Annotated in this window: 15 protein-coding genes; 2 read left to right on the forward strand and 13 right to left on the reverse strand. The window is 39.3% G+C overall.

Features of this window, described 5'->3' with window-relative positions; translation table 11 throughout:
• Nucleotides 1–385 precede the first annotated feature (385 nt).
• Together gltD and gltB are read right to left on the reverse strand one after the other, a co-directional pair.
• Nucleotides 386–1,882 (reverse strand): glutamate synthase small subunit, encoded by a 1,497-nt coding sequence (gltD, locus tag NC797_RS17035; RefSeq protein WP_272438024.1) that lies wholly within the window; start codon nucleotides 1,880–1,882, stop codon nucleotides 386–388.
• A gap of 15 nt (nucleotides 1,883–1,897) precedes the next feature.
• A complete protein-coding gene (gene gltB, locus NC797_RS17040) occupies nucleotides 1,898–6,454 on the reverse strand; it encodes a glutamate synthase large subunit (RefSeq protein ID WP_272438025.1) in 4,557 nt (1,518 codons plus the stop codon).
• Between the two features lie 210 nt (nucleotides 6,455–6,664).
• On the opposite strand from gltB, the gene NC797_RS17045 reads away from it, so the two are divergent.
• On the forward strand, nucleotides 6,665–7,567 hold the full coding sequence (locus NC797_RS17045) for a LysR family transcriptional regulator (RefSeq protein WP_272438026.1): 903 nt from the start codon (nucleotides 6,665–6,667) through the stop codon (nucleotides 7,565–7,567).
• Nucleotides 7,568–7,627: 60 nt separating this feature from the next.
• Here the strand turns inward: NC797_RS17045 and NC797_RS17050 are convergent, their stop codons facing one another.
• Both NC797_RS17050 and NC797_RS17055 read right to left on the reverse strand, forming a co-directional pair.
• Entirely contained in the window at nucleotides 7,628–7,765 is a 138-nt protein-coding gene (locus NC797_RS17050) for a hypothetical protein (RefSeq protein WP_272438027.1), read from the reverse strand.
• Between the two features lie 91 nt (nucleotides 7,766–7,856).
• Nucleotides 7,857–8,738 (reverse strand): 5'-3' exonuclease, encoded by an 882-nt coding sequence (locus NC797_RS17055; protein ID WP_272438028.1) that lies wholly within the window; start codon nucleotides 8,736–8,738, stop codon nucleotides 7,857–7,859.
• 296 nt (nucleotides 8,739–9,034) lie between these two features.
• On the opposite strand from NC797_RS17055, the gene msrA reads away from it, so the two are divergent.
• Nucleotides 9,035–9,550 (forward strand): peptide-methionine (S)-S-oxide reductase MsrA, encoded by a 516-nt coding sequence (gene msrA, locus NC797_RS17060; RefSeq protein WP_272438038.1) that lies wholly within the window; start codon nucleotides 9,035–9,037, stop codon nucleotides 9,548–9,550.
• A gap of 190 nt (nucleotides 9,551–9,740) precedes the next feature.
• Here the strand turns inward: msrA and NC797_RS17065 are convergent, their stop codons facing one another.
• The 9 genes from NC797_RS17065 to NC797_RS17105 form a co-directional block, all read right to left on the reverse strand.
• Complete coding sequence (locus NC797_RS17065) at nucleotides 9,741–11,165, reverse strand: PAS domain S-box protein (protein ID WP_272438029.1); 1,425 nt, start codon at nucleotides 11,163–11,165, stop codon at nucleotides 9,741–9,743.
• Between the two features lie 254 nt (nucleotides 11,166–11,419).
• Nucleotides 11,420–12,109 (reverse strand): bifunctional phosphoribosyl-AMP cyclohydrolase/phosphoribosyl-ATP diphosphatase HisIE, encoded by a 690-nt coding sequence (gene hisIE, locus NC797_RS17070; protein WP_272438030.1) that lies wholly within the window; start codon nucleotides 12,107–12,109, stop codon nucleotides 11,420–11,422.
• Nucleotides 12,084–12,854 (reverse strand): imidazole glycerol phosphate synthase subunit HisF, encoded by a 771-nt coding sequence (gene hisF, locus NC797_RS17075; RefSeq protein WP_272438031.1) that lies wholly within the window; start codon nucleotides 12,852–12,854, stop codon nucleotides 12,084–12,086. The genes hisIE and hisF overlap by 26 nt, the downstream gene beginning before the upstream one ends.
• A 3-nt stretch (nucleotides 12,855–12,857) precedes the next feature.
• Entirely contained in the window at nucleotides 12,858–13,556 is a 699-nt protein-coding gene (gene hisA / locus NC797_RS17080; RefSeq protein ID WP_272438032.1) for a 1-(5-phosphoribosyl)-5-[(5-phosphoribosylamino)methylideneamino]imidazole-4-carboxamide isomerase, read from the reverse strand.
• Nucleotides 13,534–14,151, reverse strand: coding sequence for an imidazole glycerol phosphate synthase subunit HisH (gene hisH, locus NC797_RS17085; protein WP_272438033.1), 618 nt, complete (start codon nucleotides 14,149–14,151; stop codon nucleotides 13,534–13,536). The genes hisA and hisH overlap by 23 nt, the downstream gene beginning before the upstream one ends.
• Nucleotides 14,148–14,735: an imidazoleglycerol-phosphate dehydratase HisB gene (gene hisB, locus NC797_RS17090; protein ID WP_272438034.1), complete on the reverse strand. Its 588-nt coding sequence runs from the start codon at nucleotides 14,733–14,735 to the stop codon at nucleotides 14,148–14,150. The genes hisH and hisB overlap by 4 nt, the downstream gene beginning before the upstream one ends.
• Nucleotides 14,736–14,760: 25 nt before the next feature.
• Nucleotides 14,761–16,050 carry a histidinol dehydrogenase gene (hisD, locus tag NC797_RS17095; protein WP_272438035.1) on the reverse strand — a complete coding sequence of 430 codons (1,290 nt, stop codon included), beginning with the start codon at nucleotides 16,048–16,050 and terminating at the stop codon, nucleotides 14,761–14,763.
• Nucleotides 16,047–16,667, reverse strand: coding sequence for an ATP phosphoribosyltransferase (gene hisG / locus NC797_RS17100; RefSeq protein WP_272438036.1), 621 nt, complete (start codon nucleotides 16,665–16,667; stop codon nucleotides 16,047–16,049). Before hisG ends, hisD begins: the two co-directional genes overlap by 4 nt.
• Nucleotides 16,664–17,791: an ATP phosphoribosyltransferase regulatory subunit gene (locus tag NC797_RS17105; protein ID WP_272438037.1), complete on the reverse strand. Its 1,128-nt coding sequence runs from the start codon at nucleotides 17,789–17,791 to the stop codon at nucleotides 16,664–16,666. The genes hisG and NC797_RS17105 overlap by 4 nt, the downstream gene beginning before the upstream one ends.
• Between the last annotated feature and the right edge of the window lie 255 nt (nucleotides 17,792–18,046).

The following is an 18,046-nucleotide window of genomic DNA, read 5'->3' on the forward strand; positions in this document are numbered from 1 at the left end:
AAATAGCGGCCTGTGAGTCCGCTTAACTATAGAAATCATGCTTTTTTCTGAAAATAAGGGCCTCTGAGACCGCTTAGAGTTTTTCGCGGACTCACAGGCCCTTATTCGTCTATAATTCGTGGTTTTCGCGTGTTTTGCGGACTGAGAGGCCGTTATTTGCCAAAATACCTGCCGTTTTTAGACCTTTTAGAGCAAATAGCGGCCTGTGAGTCCGCTTAACTATAGAAATCATGCTTTTTTCTGAAAATAAGGGCCTCTGAGTCCGCCTAGAATTTTTGGCGGACTGAGAGAGGCCCTTATTCGGCTATAATTCGTCGTTTTAGCGTGTTTTGCGGACTGAGGGGTCCTTATTTGCCAAATTTCCAGCAAGATATTGCTGTTGTTGTTATGCATGCAGATATGACGGTAATGCGGAAGCGCCCATTAGGTATGCATCCACCTCTCTAGCAACTTCCCTACCTTCATTGATGGCCCACACGATAAGACTTTGGCCCCTGCGTGCATCACCAGCAGCAAATACACCTTCTGCATTTGTTGCAAATCGGCCGTAATCAGCCTTTATTTTGTTGTTTGCCGTTTCGATCTGGAACGCATCTAATACAGGATGCTCTGTTCCTTCAAAACCAATAGCAATTAAAACGAGTTGAGCTGGCCAAACTTTTTCCGTTCCTGGAACCTCTTTATATACAAACATGCCATTTTCATCTCTAACTTTTTCCATTTCAATCGTGTGAAGCTCTTTTAGCTGACCATTGTCATCAGCAACAAACTTTTTCGTTTGAATGGAATATTGGCGTGGATCTTCACCAAACGTAGCTTTAGCCTCTTTATGCGCATATTCAAGAGAAAAGACGTGTGGATATTCTGGCCACATGTTATTACTCGTTCTAGCCAATGGTAGCTGTGGATGTTTACCGAACTGAATGACACTATTACAGTTATGACGTAGCGCTGTCGCGATACAGTCTGCTCCTGTATCACCACCACCAATAACGATAACATCCTTTCCATTTGCATTGATGTAGTCACCATCTTTGAAGTTTGAATCAAGTAGACTTTTTGTTGACTTTGTTAAGTAATCCATCGCAAAATGAACCCCTTTTGCCTCACGTCCAGGAATTGTTAAATCACGATGCTTTTGCGCGCCCGTACAAAGGATCACTGCATCAAATTGGGCATTTAACTCTGCTGCAGTAATATCCTTTCCTACATCCGTATTTGTGACAAAGTCAATTCCCTCTTTTTCCAAAAGTCGAATTCTTCTAGCGACAACATCTTTTTCCAGCTTCATATTTGGGATACCATAAGTGAGTAAACCGCCTGCCCTGTCAGATCTTTCGTAAACGGTAACCGTATGACCGGCCTGATTTAATTGATCTGCACTAGCAAGTCCAGCTGGTCCAGAACCTACTATAGCTATTTTCTTACCTGTTCTATTTTCTGGAATTCTCGGTGTAATCCAACCATTTTCGAATCCCTTGTCAATAATAGCGCGCTCAATATTTTTGATCGCAACAGCTGGATCAGAAATGGCAAGTGTACATGAGCCCTCACATGGTGCTGGGCATGCACGACCAGTAAATTCTGGAAAATTATTTGTTTTCATTAATCGCTCGAGAGCTTCCTTCCATTTTCCGCGATAGACTAAATCGTTCCATTCGGGAATCAAGTTGTATATTGGGCACCCAGATGACGCACCATTAATTTCTACACCCATATGGCAAAAAGGAGTACCACAATCCATGCACCTTGCACCTTGGCGACTTAAAACTTCATCGGAGAAAGGAGCCGCATATTCCTTCCAATTACGCACACGAGACTTCGGATCCTGTTCCTTTGCCTCTTCGCGATGATATTCCATAAATCCAGTGATTTTCCCCATCGCCCTCTCTCCTTTCTATTGAACTAATATTTTTTCTTCCGTGTTAGATGGAAGTGGTTTGTTTTCTTTTTTCGCTTGAAAAGCACGTATAGCCGCTTCTTCATCGGAAAAGCCATCTTTTCTTTCTGCTTCGATTCGAGCTAACATTTGTTTGAAATCTTTCGGAATGACCTTTATAAACCGTTGTTTGCTTATTTCCCATTCATTTAAAATGGATCCAGCCTTACTACTTGCCGTATACAAGTAATGGTTTTGAATCATTGTTTTCACTTCATTTGCTTCTTCCTCGTTCGAAAGGGTTTCAAGTTCTACCATTTCCATATTACACAAATCTTCAAATTCCTGTTGATCATCCGCAAAAACATAGGCAATTCCGCCTGACATCCCTGCTGCAAAGTTTTTACCGACACTTCCTAGATTAACAACGCGACCACCTGTCATGTATTCACAACCATGATCACCAATTCCTTCAACCACAACACTTGCACCACTGTTTCGAACGGCGAAACGCTCACCGGCCATACCATTTATATATGCCTCACCAGATGTAGCTCCATATAATGCAACATTACCTGCAATGACATTATCACTTTTTTTGTAAGACCCTTCTTTAGGAGAAGAAACGATAATCTTTCCTCCTGATAGCCCCTTTCCTACATAATCATTGGCGTCCCCGCTTAAATAAAGAGTCATGCCCCTAGGAACAAATGCACCAAAGCTTTGTCCTGCAGAGCCTCTAAAGCGTAGTGAAATCGTATCATCAGGCAAACCAACTGCCCCGTAGTTTCTAGAAATTTCGCTTCCCACAATCGTTCCTACGACACGATTGGTGTTCCGAATAGCAAGATCCATTTCTACCTTTTGCTGAGATTCGAGTGCCTGTTGTACATTAGGTAGGATTTTTTGTAGATCTAGCGATGCATCGAGCTTATGATTTTGAGGTGTTTGAAACGTACGAACCCCAGTTGGTTGATGCAATAAGGTTGTTAAATCAAGTGCTTTTGCCTTCCAATGATTTTTTGCACGGTCGCTAACGCTTAGCACATCTGTACGTCCAACCATTTCTTCAACCGTTCTAAAACCAAGCTCAGCCATGATTTCACGAACCTCTTCAGCAATAAAATGCATCAGATTAACGATGTGATCTGGATCACCTGTGAATTTCTTCCTAAGTTCTGGATTTTGAGTTGCAACTCCAACCGGACAAGTATCCATGTGACATACGCGCATCATTATGCAACCAAGTACAACAAGTGGTGCTGTAGCAAAACCATATTCCTCTGCGCCTAATATTGCAGCCATCACAACATCTTTACCTGTCATCAGCTTACCATCTGTTTCAAGTACGACCCGTTCCCTTAGTCCATTTAACATAAGGGTCTGATGTGCCTCTGCTAATCCGAGTTCCCATGGAAGACCAGTATGTTTAATACTAGTTTTTGGTGAGGCACCAGTCCCTCCGTCATATCCGACGACAGAGATCACTTCTGCTCCACCCTTAGCAACGCCAGCAGCAATTGTGCCTACCCCTGCTTTAGCAACCAACTTTACACTAATTCTAGATGCTCTGTTCGCGTTTTTTAAATCATGAATTAACTGGGCTAAATCCTCGATTGAATAAATATCATGGTGGGGTGGTGGTGAAATTAGTCCTACACCAGTAGTTGAACCACGCACATCTGCTACCCAAGGGTAAACCTTTTTCCCTGGTAATTGGCCACCTTCACCCGGCTTTGCACCTTGCGCCATTTTAATTTGCAATTCATCTGCATTCACTAAATAATGACTGTTCACACCAAATCGGCCTGAAGCTATTTGTTTAATCGCACTTCTACGAAAATCTCCATTATCATCGACAGTAAATCGTCTCGGATCCTCTCCACCTTCACCGCTATTACTCTTTCCTCCGATGCGATTCATCGCAATTGCAAGTGATTCATGTGCTTCCTGACTTAACGAGCCGAATGACATCGCACCCGTTTTAAATCTGCGAACAATAGAATTGACTGATTCGACTTCATCGATCGGAATAGAGGATTGACTCGTTTTAAACTCAAATAAGTTACGTAAAAACCCGAGACGTTCTTCATTTGCTGCCTTTGAATATTCTTTAAAAAGTTGATAATCCCCTCTTCGGCACGCCCATTGAAGCGTGTGAATTGTTTTAGGATTAAAAGCATGATGCTCCCCTGTTTTTCTCCACTGAAAATCACTACCTGAATCAAGGGTTTTTTCAACCGATGGCTGATAGGCTACTTTATGGCGTAAACGTGCTTCTTTTGCAATTGTTTCCAAACCTATTCCATCGATCTGTGATGCTGTTCCTGTAAAGTAACGATCGATAACAGATTTACTGATTCCGATCGCTTCAAAAATTTGCGCTCCACGGTAACTCTGAACGGTAGAAATTCCCATTTTAGACATAACTTTTACAACGCCTTCTGTTACGCCTTCGATATAGCCGTCAACAGCCTGATCAAACGAAACATCCAAATTGCCATCTTCAATCGCTTGTTTATACGTTTCAAATGCAAGATATGGATAGATTGCATTCGCACCATACCCTATTAAAGTAGCAAATTGGTGGACCTCTCTTACTTCACCGGATTCCACTATTAAACTAACCTTTGTTCGATTTCCTTGACGTACGAGATGCTGATGTAGTCCACTAACTGCTAATAATGCAGGCATTGGAATACGTGCATTATCCATATTTCGATCGGAAAGAATAATGAGGTTCACACCATCCGAAATAGCTTGATCCACAGTTTGAAACATAGCCTGCAGACTGTCTTCTAGATCATGTTCAAATAATGCATCTATTACTTGACTACGAAATCCATTAAAAGAATCTGTTTTGAGCTGTTTCATTTGACTAATGGACAAAACAGGTGAATCCAGTTGAAGACGTCGACAATCTTCTTCAGTAGGATGTAAAATGTTTCCTTCTGGTCCTAATAAACTCATCGTTGACGTAACAATGCGTTCACGATAAGCATCAATAGGTGGATTGGTAACTTGAGCGAAAAGTTGTTTAAAATAATTAAAAAGTGATTGTGGTCGGTCGGATAGTACCGCTAATGGAACATCATTCCCCATTGCCCCTATTGGATCTTTACCTTCCGTAATAATAGGAATAAGGTATTTATGAATGTCCTCATACGTATATCCGAATGCCTTTTGCTTTGCAAACAAATCTTTTATTTTATCATTCGAAAATTCTGTATTGCTTGTTACCTTAACTAGATTTTTTTCAAGCCACTTTTTGTACGGTTTTTCGTTTGCCATTTCGGATTTAATTTCTTCGTCCGCAATGATTCTGCCTTCCTCCAAATCAATTAATAGCATTTTACCCGGACTTAGACGATCTTTTCTAAGAATGTTTTCTTCTTCCACATCGATCACGCCGACTTCAGAAGAATAAATGATGTAATCGTCTTTCGTCACATAATACCTTGCAGGGCGTAGTCCATTTCGATCTAAAATAGCACCAATTTGCTTCCCGTCCGTAAATGTAATGGATGTTGGACCATCCCATGGTTCCATTAAACAACTGTGATATTCATAAAATGCTTTTTTATCTGGTGACATCGATTCGTTTTCTGTCCAAGGTTCAGGGATTAACATCATCGCAGCGTGGGCAGGTTTACGTCCTGACAGAACAAAAAACTCCAAAGCATTATCTAAAACAGAAGAATCGCTTCCCTCTGCATCTAATATCGGTAAAACTTTGTTGAGATCCTCTCCAAAAGCTTCAGAAACAAATTGTTGTTCGCGTGCTCTCATCCAGTTCATATTTCCTCTAAGCGTATTAATTTCACCATTATGAATCAAATAACGGTTTGGATGTGCCCTTTCCCAGCTTGGAAAAGTATTTGTACTAAAGCGTGAATGAACAAGTGAAAAGGATGATACAAAATCCTCATCTTGTAGATCTAAATAAAAGCCATCTACCTGTTCAGGTGTAAGAAGTCCCTTGTAAACAATGGTTTGGGCAGAAAGACTTGGAAAGTAAAATGACTTTTCATTTTGTTTTCCCCAGTTTTCAGCTTGCTTTCTAATGACGTATAATTTGCGTTCAAATGCTATATCTTCTGTGATGGAAGGATTTGCACCAATGAAAACTTGGCGGATTGTCGGGCAACTTTGTTGAGCGACTGTTCCGATTTTTTCGACATTAGTAGGTACAGTTCTCCACCCTAAAACAGATTGCCCTTCTTGTTCTACTAATTCATTTATTTTCGATTCAATGGTCGTTTGCTCATCATCGTCTCTCGAGAAAAATACCATCCCAACACCATAGCGTCCTTTTTCTGGTAAGTTCATATGTGAACAAACTTTACGGAAAAAGCGATCTGGGATTTGAACCATAAGTCCTGCACCATCGCCAGTATGAATATCGCTTCCTTGACCACCACGGTGATCAAGCTGACAAAGCATGGTTAACCCTTTTTTAACGATGTCATGTGTAGCGAATCCTTTAATATGAGCATATAAACCGATTCCACATGCATCATGTTCAAATTCAGGATGATAGAGGCCTTGCGCTTTCGGTATCTGATTATAACTCATCCAACATTCCTCCGTTTCACTTATTCCTTATTCCATTAAAATCATTAAAAATTCAGAATCCTATTTATTTAAAATACGAATGATCGATCTTTTTTAATTACGTTTATTTTTTGACTGTTAATTCTATTGTAGGTTTTCAAATCAATCCAAACAATATATAATTTAGATAACATTGATCGCATTATGATATGAATGGATGGTGGATGCAAAATGGAACTAAGACAATTGAGGTATTTTATGGAAGTAGCAGAACGCGAACATGTATCAGAAGCAGCCCTTTATTTACACGTTGCCCAATCTGCAATAAGTAGACAAATTGCCAATCTAGAAGAAGAATTAGGGGTAAAGCTTTTTGAACGAGAAGGAAGAAACGTGAAGCTAACTCCAATCGGAAAAATTTTTTTAACTCATACGAAATCAGCAATGAAAGCAATTGATCATGCGACAAAGCAAATAGATGAATATTTGGATCCAGAGCGCGGATCGATCAAAATCGGATTTCCTACTAGCTTATCCAATCATTTATTGCCAACCGTTATTTCTTCTTTCAAAGAACAACATCCAAATGTTGCCTTTCAACTACGTCAAGGATCGTATCGTTTTTTAATTGATTCTATCAAAAAGCGGGAAATTGATCTAGCTTTTTTAGGACCTGTCCCTACTTCTGATCCTGATATCGAAGGGCATATTCTTTTTACCGAAAATATATCTGCCCTTTTGCCAATCAGTCATCATTTGTCTGAACGAACACGCTTGCATCTCAGTGATTTACGTAGTGATCCATTTGTCCTGTTTCCAGAAGGATTCATCCTGCAAAAGATTGCTTTTGACGCATGTAAACAAGCAGGATTTGTTCCAAACGTTTCTTCAGAAGGCGAGGATTTAGATGCAATTAAGGGACTAGTCTCTGCAGGAATGGGCGTGACACTTTTGCCAGAAAGCACTTTTCATGAAACAGTCCCTCGCTTTACCGCTAAAATTCCGATCGAGATTCCACAAGTACGGCGAACCGTCGGAATCATTAAACAAAAAAACAAAAATCTTGCCCCTTCCGAAAAAGTATTTTATCAATTTGTGAAAGACTTTTTCTCTATGTTGGACAAGTTTCAATAACAAATTCGTTCGAATTTGTTATTGAAAATGAAAGCTAAAGAACCGTAACTTTTTCATCACCTATCTCTTTGTATTACTTTTTCTTGCATTGTCTTCTAACTCAGACTTTGGGCGCTGATTTGCAACTTCCTCTGTTAACCCTTGAGGATTAACATTCGGTGCCTTTCTGCCTCTATCTCGATTGTTTTTCTTTGTCATACTGCTTTCACCTCCAGTATTACGTAGTATGATCTTTAGTCTTGTTCTCCATTCTTTCCTTTATTCTTACTAAAAAGCAAAAAAGTAGGGTTTACCCTACTTTTTCAATCCATTTCATTAATGCGCTAGATTCTAATTCTTTAAATTTGTCTCGAACTTTGTTCCCATCCATTTGCCATAATGCACTTTCTAACGAACAAGAAATAGGTACTTCACGATAAATTTCGGCTAATTTTTTTGATAAATGAAGCATGTCTATATTTTCTTCTATCTTTTTCTTCATCCCTTTAGGTAATGCATTTAAATTTTGAAGAATACACTCAATTGACCCATATTCTATTAGAAGTTTCATTGCCGTTTTTTCACCGATTCCCTTTACTCCAGGGTAATTATCTGACGGATCGCCCATTAACCCCTTTAGCTCAATTATTTGCTGCGGTTTCAACCCCACTTGCTCAAAGAAGTTATCCTGCTGGTAAACAGCGTAATTCCCTTGTCCTTTTTTCATAATAGCTACGGAAACAGTTTCATCAACCAATTGGAGAATGTCCTGGTCACCAGTGACGATCAATACATCATGGTCCACACCATATAATCGGGAAAGTGTTCCAATACAATCATCCGCTTCATAGCCTTCTATGCCTACGTTCGGTACATCAAATGACGCCACTACTTCCTTTATTAAGTCAAATTGCGGTACAAGCTCAAGTGGTGGTTCACCTCGATTTGCTTTATAACCTTCAAAAAGTTCTGTGCGAAAAGTCTTACTTCCCATATCCCAGCAACAAATGACGTGGGTCGGTTTAAAGGTTTGAATGGCATCCATAAAATATTTAAGGAAACCGAAAACAGCATTCGTTGGAACACCTTTATTGGATAACATAAAATTTCCTGTAAATGACGTGGCAAAAAAACCACGAAATAATAATGCCATACCATCTATGAGCATGATTTTATTTGAATTATTGTCCATCTTCAACTTCCTATCTTTCTATTGATTTTGAAACGATTAACTTTATGCTATACCAATTTGTTCAAAAATTCAACATGGAGCGAACTCGTTTCCGCGCTGAATCGTCTGGAAATTCCCACCTACACTTCACTTAGAGGTGGGGGTCTAAAACCCTAAAACTATCTAAAGATAAAGTTGTGCAGTCGTATTGAAGAATTTTCACTAAAGATGGTATAGTTAATTTATATTTTCACCTACAGCTTTTAAAAGAGGATATTCAAAAATGTGAATAATGAGGTGTAGCAATGGGAAACAACATAGAAAAAGCAACATTTGCTGGTGGTTGCTTTTGGTGTATGGTCACACCATTTGATCAATGGGAGGGTATTCACCAAGTTATCTCTGGTTATACAGGAGGGCATGTTGAAAATCCGTCATATGAAGAAGTAAAGACAGGTAGCACTGGGCATTATGAAGCAGTTGAAATCCAATATGATCCAACCATCATTCCATATCGGAAATTACTAGAGTTATATTGGCCTCAAATCGACCCAACGGATGACGGAGGGCAATTTCATGATCGTGGTGACCAGTATCGAACAGCTATCTTTTTTCATACGGAGAAGCAGAAACAAGAGGCGATCCAGTCGAAAATAAATATAGAAAATAGTAAAAAGTTTCAAAAACCTATCGTAACAGAGATTTTGCCTGCTGGACGGTTTTATCCTGCAGAAGCAAACCATCAAAATTATCATAAGAAAAATCCTAGGGAATATAATGAAGACCGAAAAAAGTCAGGAAGAGACGAATTTATAAAAGAATACTGGCGTTAAGAAGCAGAAGCGCATTTCTAAACAACCCGTCCTCATCCAAGCTATGAGGACGCAATCTTGGTCGAAAATCTAAGCGAAAAAAGAAAGCCGATGAGTCGACTTTCTTCTTTTTTTCCTTTTCAAATTATTCATAAAAATAGCTATAATAATATAAATCCGTCTTTTTGGGTTAAACATTTAGGGGATCCATTCATACCTCTTTTACTTTTTTCAAAAATAACGGGAAGTGTAGCCGAAAAGTTGTGCCTTCTCCCTCTTTACTATCAATCGTAATTTTACCATGATGATTTTTTACAATTTTATAAGAAACCATTAAGCCTAAGCCAGTACCTTTTTCCTTTGTTGTAAAAAAAGACTGTCCAATTTTCGCGAGCTTGTCTGCTGGAATGCCTTCCCCATTATCCGTGATTTCAATGACTGCATGACCATTCGTTTTGGAAGCAGTAATTTTTAGTTTACCACCATCTTTAGAAGCTTCAATACCATTTTTCACAATATTGATCAGCACCTGCTTTAACTGTGATGCATCACCTAGAATAGTTAGTGTGGAATCTGAACTTGGCGTCCAATCGATGTCAACGTGTTTTCGCTCAGCCTGTCCCCGCATTAAAAAAATGACATCATGCATAATCTGCACTAAATTTTGTGGCTTTAATTCATCGCTCGGTTTTGCAAATGCAAGCAGATCATTCGAAATTTGCTCAATTCTCTCTACTTCAGTGGTTAAAATTTGAATATAATCTGTCGTATTGATTGTACCAGCCTGCATGAGTTGTAAGAATCCTTTAATGGATGTTAAAGGATTTCTAATTTCATGGACTACCCCTGCGCTTAGTTCCCCAATTATAGCAAGTTTTTCAGATTGCCGAAGCCTTTTTTCTGCTTCCATCTGTTCTGATACATCACGAGAATCTGTAATAACCGTCTTACAATCCCGTCTACATAAAACTTTACCCCTAGATTCTAACCAAATATAATCACCACTTTTTTTCATAAAGCGAAATCGAATCGTCTTTGTTGTTTGTGATTGGACGATCGAACAAAAAGTGTCCTTAGCTTGTCTTTTGTCATCTGGATGAATAAATTCAAAGGGCGATTTTCCAAGGAGCTCATCTGGATCGTATCCTAGTATTTCCTTAGAGGAAGGAGATAAATAGAGCCATTCCCCTTTTGTCGATTGTTCACTGATAACATCCGTTACATTTTTACTAATGATCCGGTATTTTTCTTCGCTATTCTTTAACTTTTGTTCATATAATTTGCGGGATGTAATATCTTGAAAGTGAACCTGAGCCAATACTTTTCCATTAAAAATATATGGAGATGCTTTCACCTCAACATCGATAATCGCTCCGTCTTTCTTGACCATCTTTTGTTCCATTAGTTTAACCGGCTTTCGATATGTATAAATATGGTCTAGCCTTTTTCTACAAAAAGAGTGATAATCAGGGTGTAGAAACCGATCCAAAACCAATATTTCATTCGGTTCATAACCAAGAAGCTCGTAACTAATTGGGTTAGCATAAATGACTTCTTTGTTATGCATAACGAGGATAGCACTTAATGAATTTTCAACCATTTGAATAAAATCAATGTTATTTTCTTCTAATGACACAAACATTCCTCCCCCAATAAAACTAAAACATGAACAGTACTAATTGTAAATCATTTCGTACAAAATGTGACAAAATTCGAGTATTCCCTGCTAGTAATTCATGTATTTTTATACATTATAATTTATATCACACTGTTTAGGTAGGATATATTACATTTTTATTCATTTTTCCTTGAAAAATGATCGACTTTTACGACAACTATTTTATGATCGATTTGATTCATTTATGATTTTACCAGTACAAAAAAAGAGCGTCACCACTCTTTAATTGGTTGACGCTCGCCCTTGTTATTTCCTTTTTTTAAGAATCGCTTGCTTAGCTCTGTTTCTATATCAGCTAGAGATACATTTTGTTCTGCCATTAGAACAAAGGTGTGATAGATTAAATCGCTTATTTCGCTTACTATTTCCTCTTTATTTTCGTTTTTAGCTGCAATCACAACTTCCCCAGCTTCTTCAATCACTTTTTTTCCAATTTTATCGATACCTTTATCTAGTAAATAGTTTGTATATGAATTTTCAACCTTTACTTTCTTTCTTTCTTGAATTTCTTCCATAACGCCGTCGAAAATTGTTGTGGCATGATTCTGTTCCTGGTGGTTGGTTTGCTCCTGTTCCTTCCGCTGTCCATCTAATTCAACTTTTTGGAAAAAACATGTTCTTTCACCTGTATGGCATGCAGGACCTTGTGGTTGTACCCGAATTAACAATGTGTCTTGATCACAATCGACCTCAATCGATTGAACGTATTGAACATTTCCAGAGGTTGCACCTTTGTGCCATAATTCCTCACGAGAACGGGAATAAAACCATGTTTCTTTTGTTTCTACTGTTTTTTGATAGGATTCTTCGTTCATATAGGCGAGCATTAACACATCACCAGAACGATCGTCAACGACAATGGCTGGAAGTAGGCCTTTAGAAAAGTCCAATTTCACGAACATCCACTCCTTTTTTTGCGCATGTCTCTTTCACTTCTTTGATCGAGTACGTATTTTCATGGAAGATAGAAGCAGCTAGTGCGGCGGATACATCCGTTTCAGCAAACACTTCTGCAAAATGATCTGGACTACCACTTCCACCTGAGGCGATCACGGGAATGCGCACTGTTTCTACAATCGCTTTTGTTAATGGTAAATCAAATCCATCTTTAACGCCATCTGTGTCGACACTTGTTAACAATAGCTCTCCGGCACCTAGCTCCTCTGCCGTTTTCGCCCATTCAATTGCATCCATGCCTGTGTCTTTACTGCCTCCATGTGTCATGACATGCCATTTTCCATCTGGAAATTTTTTTGCGTCAATAGCCACGACAACACATTGAGATCCAAAGCGAAGGGATGCTTCTTTTATTAAATTTGGATTTGCCACTGCTGCTGAGTTCATCCCAACCTTATCTGCACCTGCTTTTAATAGCTGTGTCACGTCATCAATCGTACGGACTCCACCCCCAACGGTAAACGGAACAAATACGTTTCTAGCAGTATTTTTAACAATATCAACCATCGTATTCCGACCTTCATTTGTTGCCGAAATATCTAAGAAAATTAATTCGTCCGCACCTTCTTTTGAATAGTTGGCAGCCATCTCTACTGGGTCACCAAGTTCCCGCAACGAAACAAAGTTGGTCCCTTTCACTACTTTCCCTTCCTTGACATCGAGGCAAGGAATAATCCGTTTTACGATCACTTTTTATTCCTCCTCTAATGTAACCTTTCCTTCATAAATTGCTTTTCCAACGATCGCCTCTTGTATCCCAATTTCCTTTAATTTGTTGATATCCCCCATGTCTTTAATTCCACCTGATGCAACGATTGTACACGTAACAGTATGAAGCAATGTTTCCAATGCATCAACATTTGGACCTGTCATTGTTCCGTCTTTTGATATATCCGTAAATACAATTCGTTGGACGCCATAACTTTCCATTTGCTTTGCGAAATCTAAATAGTCTATTTCAGAGACCGTTTCCCATCCTCTTGTTGCAACCTTACCGTTTTTGGCATCAATTCCAATCACAATATGATCTGGATAAAGAGTGAGAGCCTTCTTTAAAAAGGTTGCATCTTCCAGTGCGCCTGTCCCCAATACAATTCTACTTGCGCCAGCATCAACATATTGTTTAATGGTCTCGACTGTTCGAATACCTCCACCAATTTGAATCGGAACACTTGAGGCTTGGCACAATTGACGAATCAGATCGAACTGCGTGGATTTTCCTTGTCTAGCCCCTTCTAAGTCAACGATGTGAACAAGCTTTGCACCATCACGAATGAATTCCTGTAATTGCGAAAGAGGGTCACTGCCTACCTGACTCGATTGATTAAAGTCCCCTTGATAGAGGCGCACACATTTGCCATTGATCAAGTCAATTGCTGGAATAATTATCATGGGAATCCTCCTGTAAAAATGTTTTTAATATGTCCATTCCAATGTCTCCACTCTTCTCAGGGTGGAATTGAATCCCGGTCACATTCCCTTTTTTCACAATTGCAGTTACATCTTTATCATAATCTGTTGTTGCAACTACATAACGAAGGTCCGTTTCAACAGCATAGGAATGAACAAAGTACACATGATCCCCTTGAAATCGTTGATAGGAAGGAAATGCATGGTTAATATTCAGTGCATTCCAACCAATATGTGGAAGTAAAAAATCGGTGTTCATTTTTTTTACTTTGCCTGGGATCAAATTTAATCCGGTCGTTTCCCCACCTTCATACCCTGTAGAAAAGAGCAGTTGCATACCTAAACATATACCTAGAAAAGGTTTTTCTGTTGCAAGTTCTATTAATATATCTCGTAATCCTCGATCCGTTATTTCATCGACCGCTGCTTGAAATGATCCTACACCTGGCAACACGATATGACTTGCTTTCTTAAGTTCTTCCTGTTGATCCGTTAAAATCACATCATAGCCTAGACGTTGAAAAGCAGTAGATACACTAGCGACGTTACCCATCCCGTAGTCGACAATGGCAATCATTCAATTAACCCCTTTGTTGAATTTACACCTTTAATCGCCGGATTGATCGAAACCGCATCCGCTAGTGAACGACCGAGTGCCTTAAAGATCGCTTCAATCTTGTGATGCGTATTTTCTCCATGGATAATTTTTGCGTGCAGTGTAATACCTGATTGAAATGCGAACGCCTGCAAAAACTCCTTCACTAATTCCGTATCAAAGTTTCCAAGTTGTTGATTCGAAAACGTTTCGTTAAAGACTAAATACGGTCTGCCACTAATATCAATCGCCACAAAACCGAGTGTTTCATCCATCGGTACATATGCATGACCATATCTGTTGATTTGTTGTTTGTTGCCGAGCGCTTCTTTTAAAACTTGACCTAATACGATCCCGACGTCTTCAACAGTATGGTGACTATCAATATGCAAATCACCCTGTGCACGAACCGTTAGTCCAATTCTTCCGTGCCGCGCAAATAACTCAAGCATATGATCAAAAAAACCAACACCTGTTTTGATATTCACTTCTGTGCTATCATCCAGATTGCAGCTTACTTCTATGGTTGTTTCATTTGTTTTCCTTTGTTTACTAGCCTGTCGCATATCGGTTCACTCCATTTACGTGACGTTATTCTCTTTTATCTATCCTTTTTTGAACAGCACGTGCATGCCCGCTCAGTTCTTCTTCCTCAGCAATCCTAGTTACGTGTGGTGCTGCCTCGACTAAGGCAGATTTTCCATAATACAAATAGGTCGTTTTTGTTAAAAAATCGTCAACGGATAATCCAGATGAAAATTTTGCTGTCCCTGACGTCGGCAACACATGGTTTGGCCCTGCATAGTAATCTCCTAGCGCTTCTGGGGTATACGAGCCTAAAAATACGGATCCAGCATTTCTCACTTTTCCTAAGTAGGTCATTGGGTCTTGCAGTTGAATTTCTAAATGTTCTGGTGCTAGTTTGTTAACGAGTTCAAATGCTTGATCGATGCTGTTCACTTGTACGGTAGCGCCATGTTGTTCCAATGCAGCGGTAGCAATACTTTCTCTTGGCAATGTAGCACACTGTTTTGCTAATTCAGCTTTTGTTGCTTCAGCAAGAAACGGGGAATTTGTAAACAAAAAAGCGCGTGCGTTTTTATCATGCTCTGCCTGTGCGATTAGATCAGCCGCAACAAATATAGGATCTGCCGTTTCATCCGCAATGATCGCTACTTCAGAAGGTCCAGCAATCATATCAATGCCTACTTCCCCGAATACAAGCGATTTAGCTGCTGCAACATAGGCATTCCCTGGTCCAACTATTTTGTCGACCGGCTCAATCGTTTCTGTTCCATAAGCAAGAGCAGCGATTGCTTGAACACCACCAAGTTTATATATCGTTTGTACACCTGCAATATCTGCTGCCACTAAAAGAACGGACTTGATAGGCTGTCCATTACGGGCCGGGCTAACCATGATGACATCTTGAACCCCAGCCAACACAGCAGGAATTGCATTCATTAATACCGTAGAAGGATAACTAGCCGTACCACCTGGAACATAAATGCCTACCCGCTCAATTGGTCGATAGAGTTGACCTGATTGAATCTGATCGGATAATTCCATTGTTCGTGAGGTTGGTAATTGCTTTTGGTGAAATTGACGTATATTATCTGCAGCCTTTTGCAGAGCGGCAATCGTTTTGGGATCCACATCATCCCATGCCTGTTTGCGTTCTTCTTTCGTGACCTCCCAATTTGATGGGACTGTCCCATCAAATTGTTGAACATATTTTTTTAATGCTTCGTCACCATTTTCTCTAATATCATCCAGTATCCTTTTAGCCGTTACAAGCACCTCTTGCTCTCTTTGACTATTCTTTTTTTTTCTATTCAAAAATGCTGACGTAAATCGTTCTGGTGTATAAAATGGAATCATGAAACCGTCTCCCCTTTTTGGAACGATTGGATCACTGGGTTTAATAATGCACGCTTTATTTTTAACGAAGATCTATTCGCAATACACCTAGCACTTATTTGATGAATTTCTTCTTTTATTACAAGTCCGTTTTCCTCAAGTGTTGTTCCAGTTTCTACAATATCTACGATTGCATCTGCTAAGCCAAGTATCGGAGCTAATTCCACGGAACCTTCTAACTTGAAGATGTCTACAGACTCGCCTTTTTTTCGGAAATATTCCTTTGTTATATTTGGATATTTACTCGCAATTCTTCTTTTCCGAGCAGGCCACTGTGTACCTTCTTCTGTTGCCAAAGCCACCCTGCATTTTCCAAAAGGGAGTGGCAAGAGATCGAAAACATCTGGTTGGAACTCAAGTAAAATATCTTCACCAACAATCCCTAAGTCGGCAATACCGTGTTCAACATATGTGGCAACATCTGGGCCTTTAGCAAAAACAAATTGAAAATCATCTGTGTCTACGCGCAACTTTCTTCCTTTGTCTATTAATGCTTGATCGTTGTATCCCAATGATCGAAAGAATTCCAAAAACTGTTTTTCCAATCTACCCTTCGTCAAAGCTATAACAGGCTTCATTGTACCACCACATCCCACTCTTCGTTGTTTTTTCGTACTACTTTTACAAGTACATCGTACGAATGATCTGATTCAACGCTATATCGAACGTCAACGATTGAATCTTTGTAATCCTTGCGTAACCTCTCAGCATATGCGAGTGACTCGTCTGTTGCGAGGATACACACCTTTTCTTGATTCGGTTCATTTGCGATTTGTTCGGATAAAAAATCAACGTCAAATGCCAAGCCAACTGCCGAAATACCTTTATCGAACTGCTCATAAAGTTTGTCGTAACGCCCACCCGAAAAACATGTTGCACCGTTCTGTTTCAGAAATCCTCTAAACATCGTTCCACAATAGTAGGGTAGATTCTTCACTCTTCCCAAATCTACAATAACATCGTTTACGCCGGTTTCTTTTAAAAGGTTGGCCAGTTTTTTAATGTGTTGAATAATCGAAAGCAATCGTTCATTTGACTTCCATCGTTTTTCATATGCATCGATCACATCAAAGGATCCATACGCTTCCACGAGCCCAGTCAATGCCTCAGCCGTTTCTGTATCTCCATGAAGAGAGGCAAGCTGGAATACTTCATCTTTTCTTTTATCATGCATCGCTTGTCGCAATGAATCTAATTGCTTATCTGAAAGCTGCAAATGTGCTGTAAGTTCATCAAAAATCCCAGTATGACCAAGTTCAATTAAATAGTCTTCAATGTTTAATTCCTCAAGAAATGCTCTTGCCGTTAATAAACATTCACTTTCCCCATAAAATGTTGAAGCATGGATCACCTCAATACCTGCTTGTCTGCTTTCCATTCCTGGTTTATCTCTAACAAAAACCGAACCTTGGTAGGTCCATTTTTGTTGGGTAGAACTCTGTTTCATTAGCGCTCTTGCAACTGCTGTCGTCCAATCTGGCCGAAGCACTTCAATTTCTCCATCTCCATTAAACCATTTTAGCATGTTATTCAGTTGCATTCCTGCATAAGCGTTCGTAAATGTGGTTGCATATTCCACAACTGGAGTTGCAATTGGTTGATAATTTCTTTTCTTTGTTACGTTTCGAAATATTTCATAAACCCGAGCCTGATTATTTAACTTATTTCCTACTTCATCCTGACTACCTGCTGGTAAGAACATCTTGACTTCACTTCCTATTTTCTTTATTCTTGTATACACAAAACGCTTTACCACTCTACCGTACTAAAGTGTTTTTGGATTGATTTTGAATTTAACATAAAGCTATACTAACGTCAACAGATAAATAATATAGAGCAGCGGTATTATGTCAAGGTAAATATTAATAAACCTTGCTGCTTTGAAGGCGTTGTTACTTAAAAAAGGCAATACTGAACTAAGCCCACCCTAATTGGATTACAATTATTAACATTATAA

Origin of the sequence: Terrihalobacillus insolitus, assembly GCF_028416575.1 — a bacterium.
In the GTDB taxonomy this organism is placed as follows: domain Bacteria; phylum Bacillota; class Bacilli; order Bacillales; family Amphibacillaceae; genus Terrihalobacillus; species Terrihalobacillus insolitus.

Coding starts and splice junctions, on each gene's coding strand:
- gltD (WP_272438024.1), bottom strand. CDS start 1,882: ATGGGGAAAATCACTGGATTTATGGAATATCATCGCGAAGAGGCAAAG.
- gltB (WP_272438025.1), bottom strand. CDS start 6,454: ATGAGTTATAATCAGATACCGAAAGCGCAAGGCCTCTATCATCCTGAA.
- NC797_RS17045 (WP_272438026.1), top strand. CDS start 6,665: ATGGAACTAAGACAATTGAGGTATTTTATGGAAGTAGCAGAACGCGAA.
- NC797_RS17050 (WP_272438027.1), bottom strand. CDS start 7,765: ATGACAAAGAAAAACAATCGAGATAGAGGCAGAAAGGCACCGAATGTT.
- NC797_RS17055 (WP_272438028.1), bottom strand. CDS start 8,738: ATGGACAATAATTCAAATAAAATCATGCTCATAGATGGTATGGCATTA.
- hisIE (WP_272438030.1), bottom strand. CDS start 12,109: ATGTTCGTGAAATTGGACTTTTCTAAAGGCCTACTTCCAGCCATTGTC.
- hisA (WP_272438032.1), bottom strand. CDS start 13,556: ATGATAATTATTCCAGCAATTGACTTGATCAATGGCAAATGTGTGCGC.
- hisH (WP_272438033.1), bottom strand. CDS start 14,151: ATGATTGCCATTGTCGACTACGGGATGGGTAACGTCGCTAGTGTATCT.
- hisB (WP_272438034.1), bottom strand. CDS start 14,735: ATGCGACAGGCTAGTAAACAAAGGAAAACAAATGAAACAACCATAGAA.
- hisD (WP_272438035.1), bottom strand. CDS start 16,050: ATGATTCCATTTTATACACCAGAACGATTTACGTCAGCATTTTTGAAT.
- hisG (WP_272438036.1), bottom strand. CDS start 16,667: ATGAAGCCTGTTATAGCTTTGACGAAGGGTAGATTGGAAAAACAGTTT.
- NC797_RS17105 (WP_272438037.1), bottom strand. CDS start 17,791: ATGTTCTTACCAGCAGGTAGTCAGGATGAAGTAGGAAATAAGTTAAAT.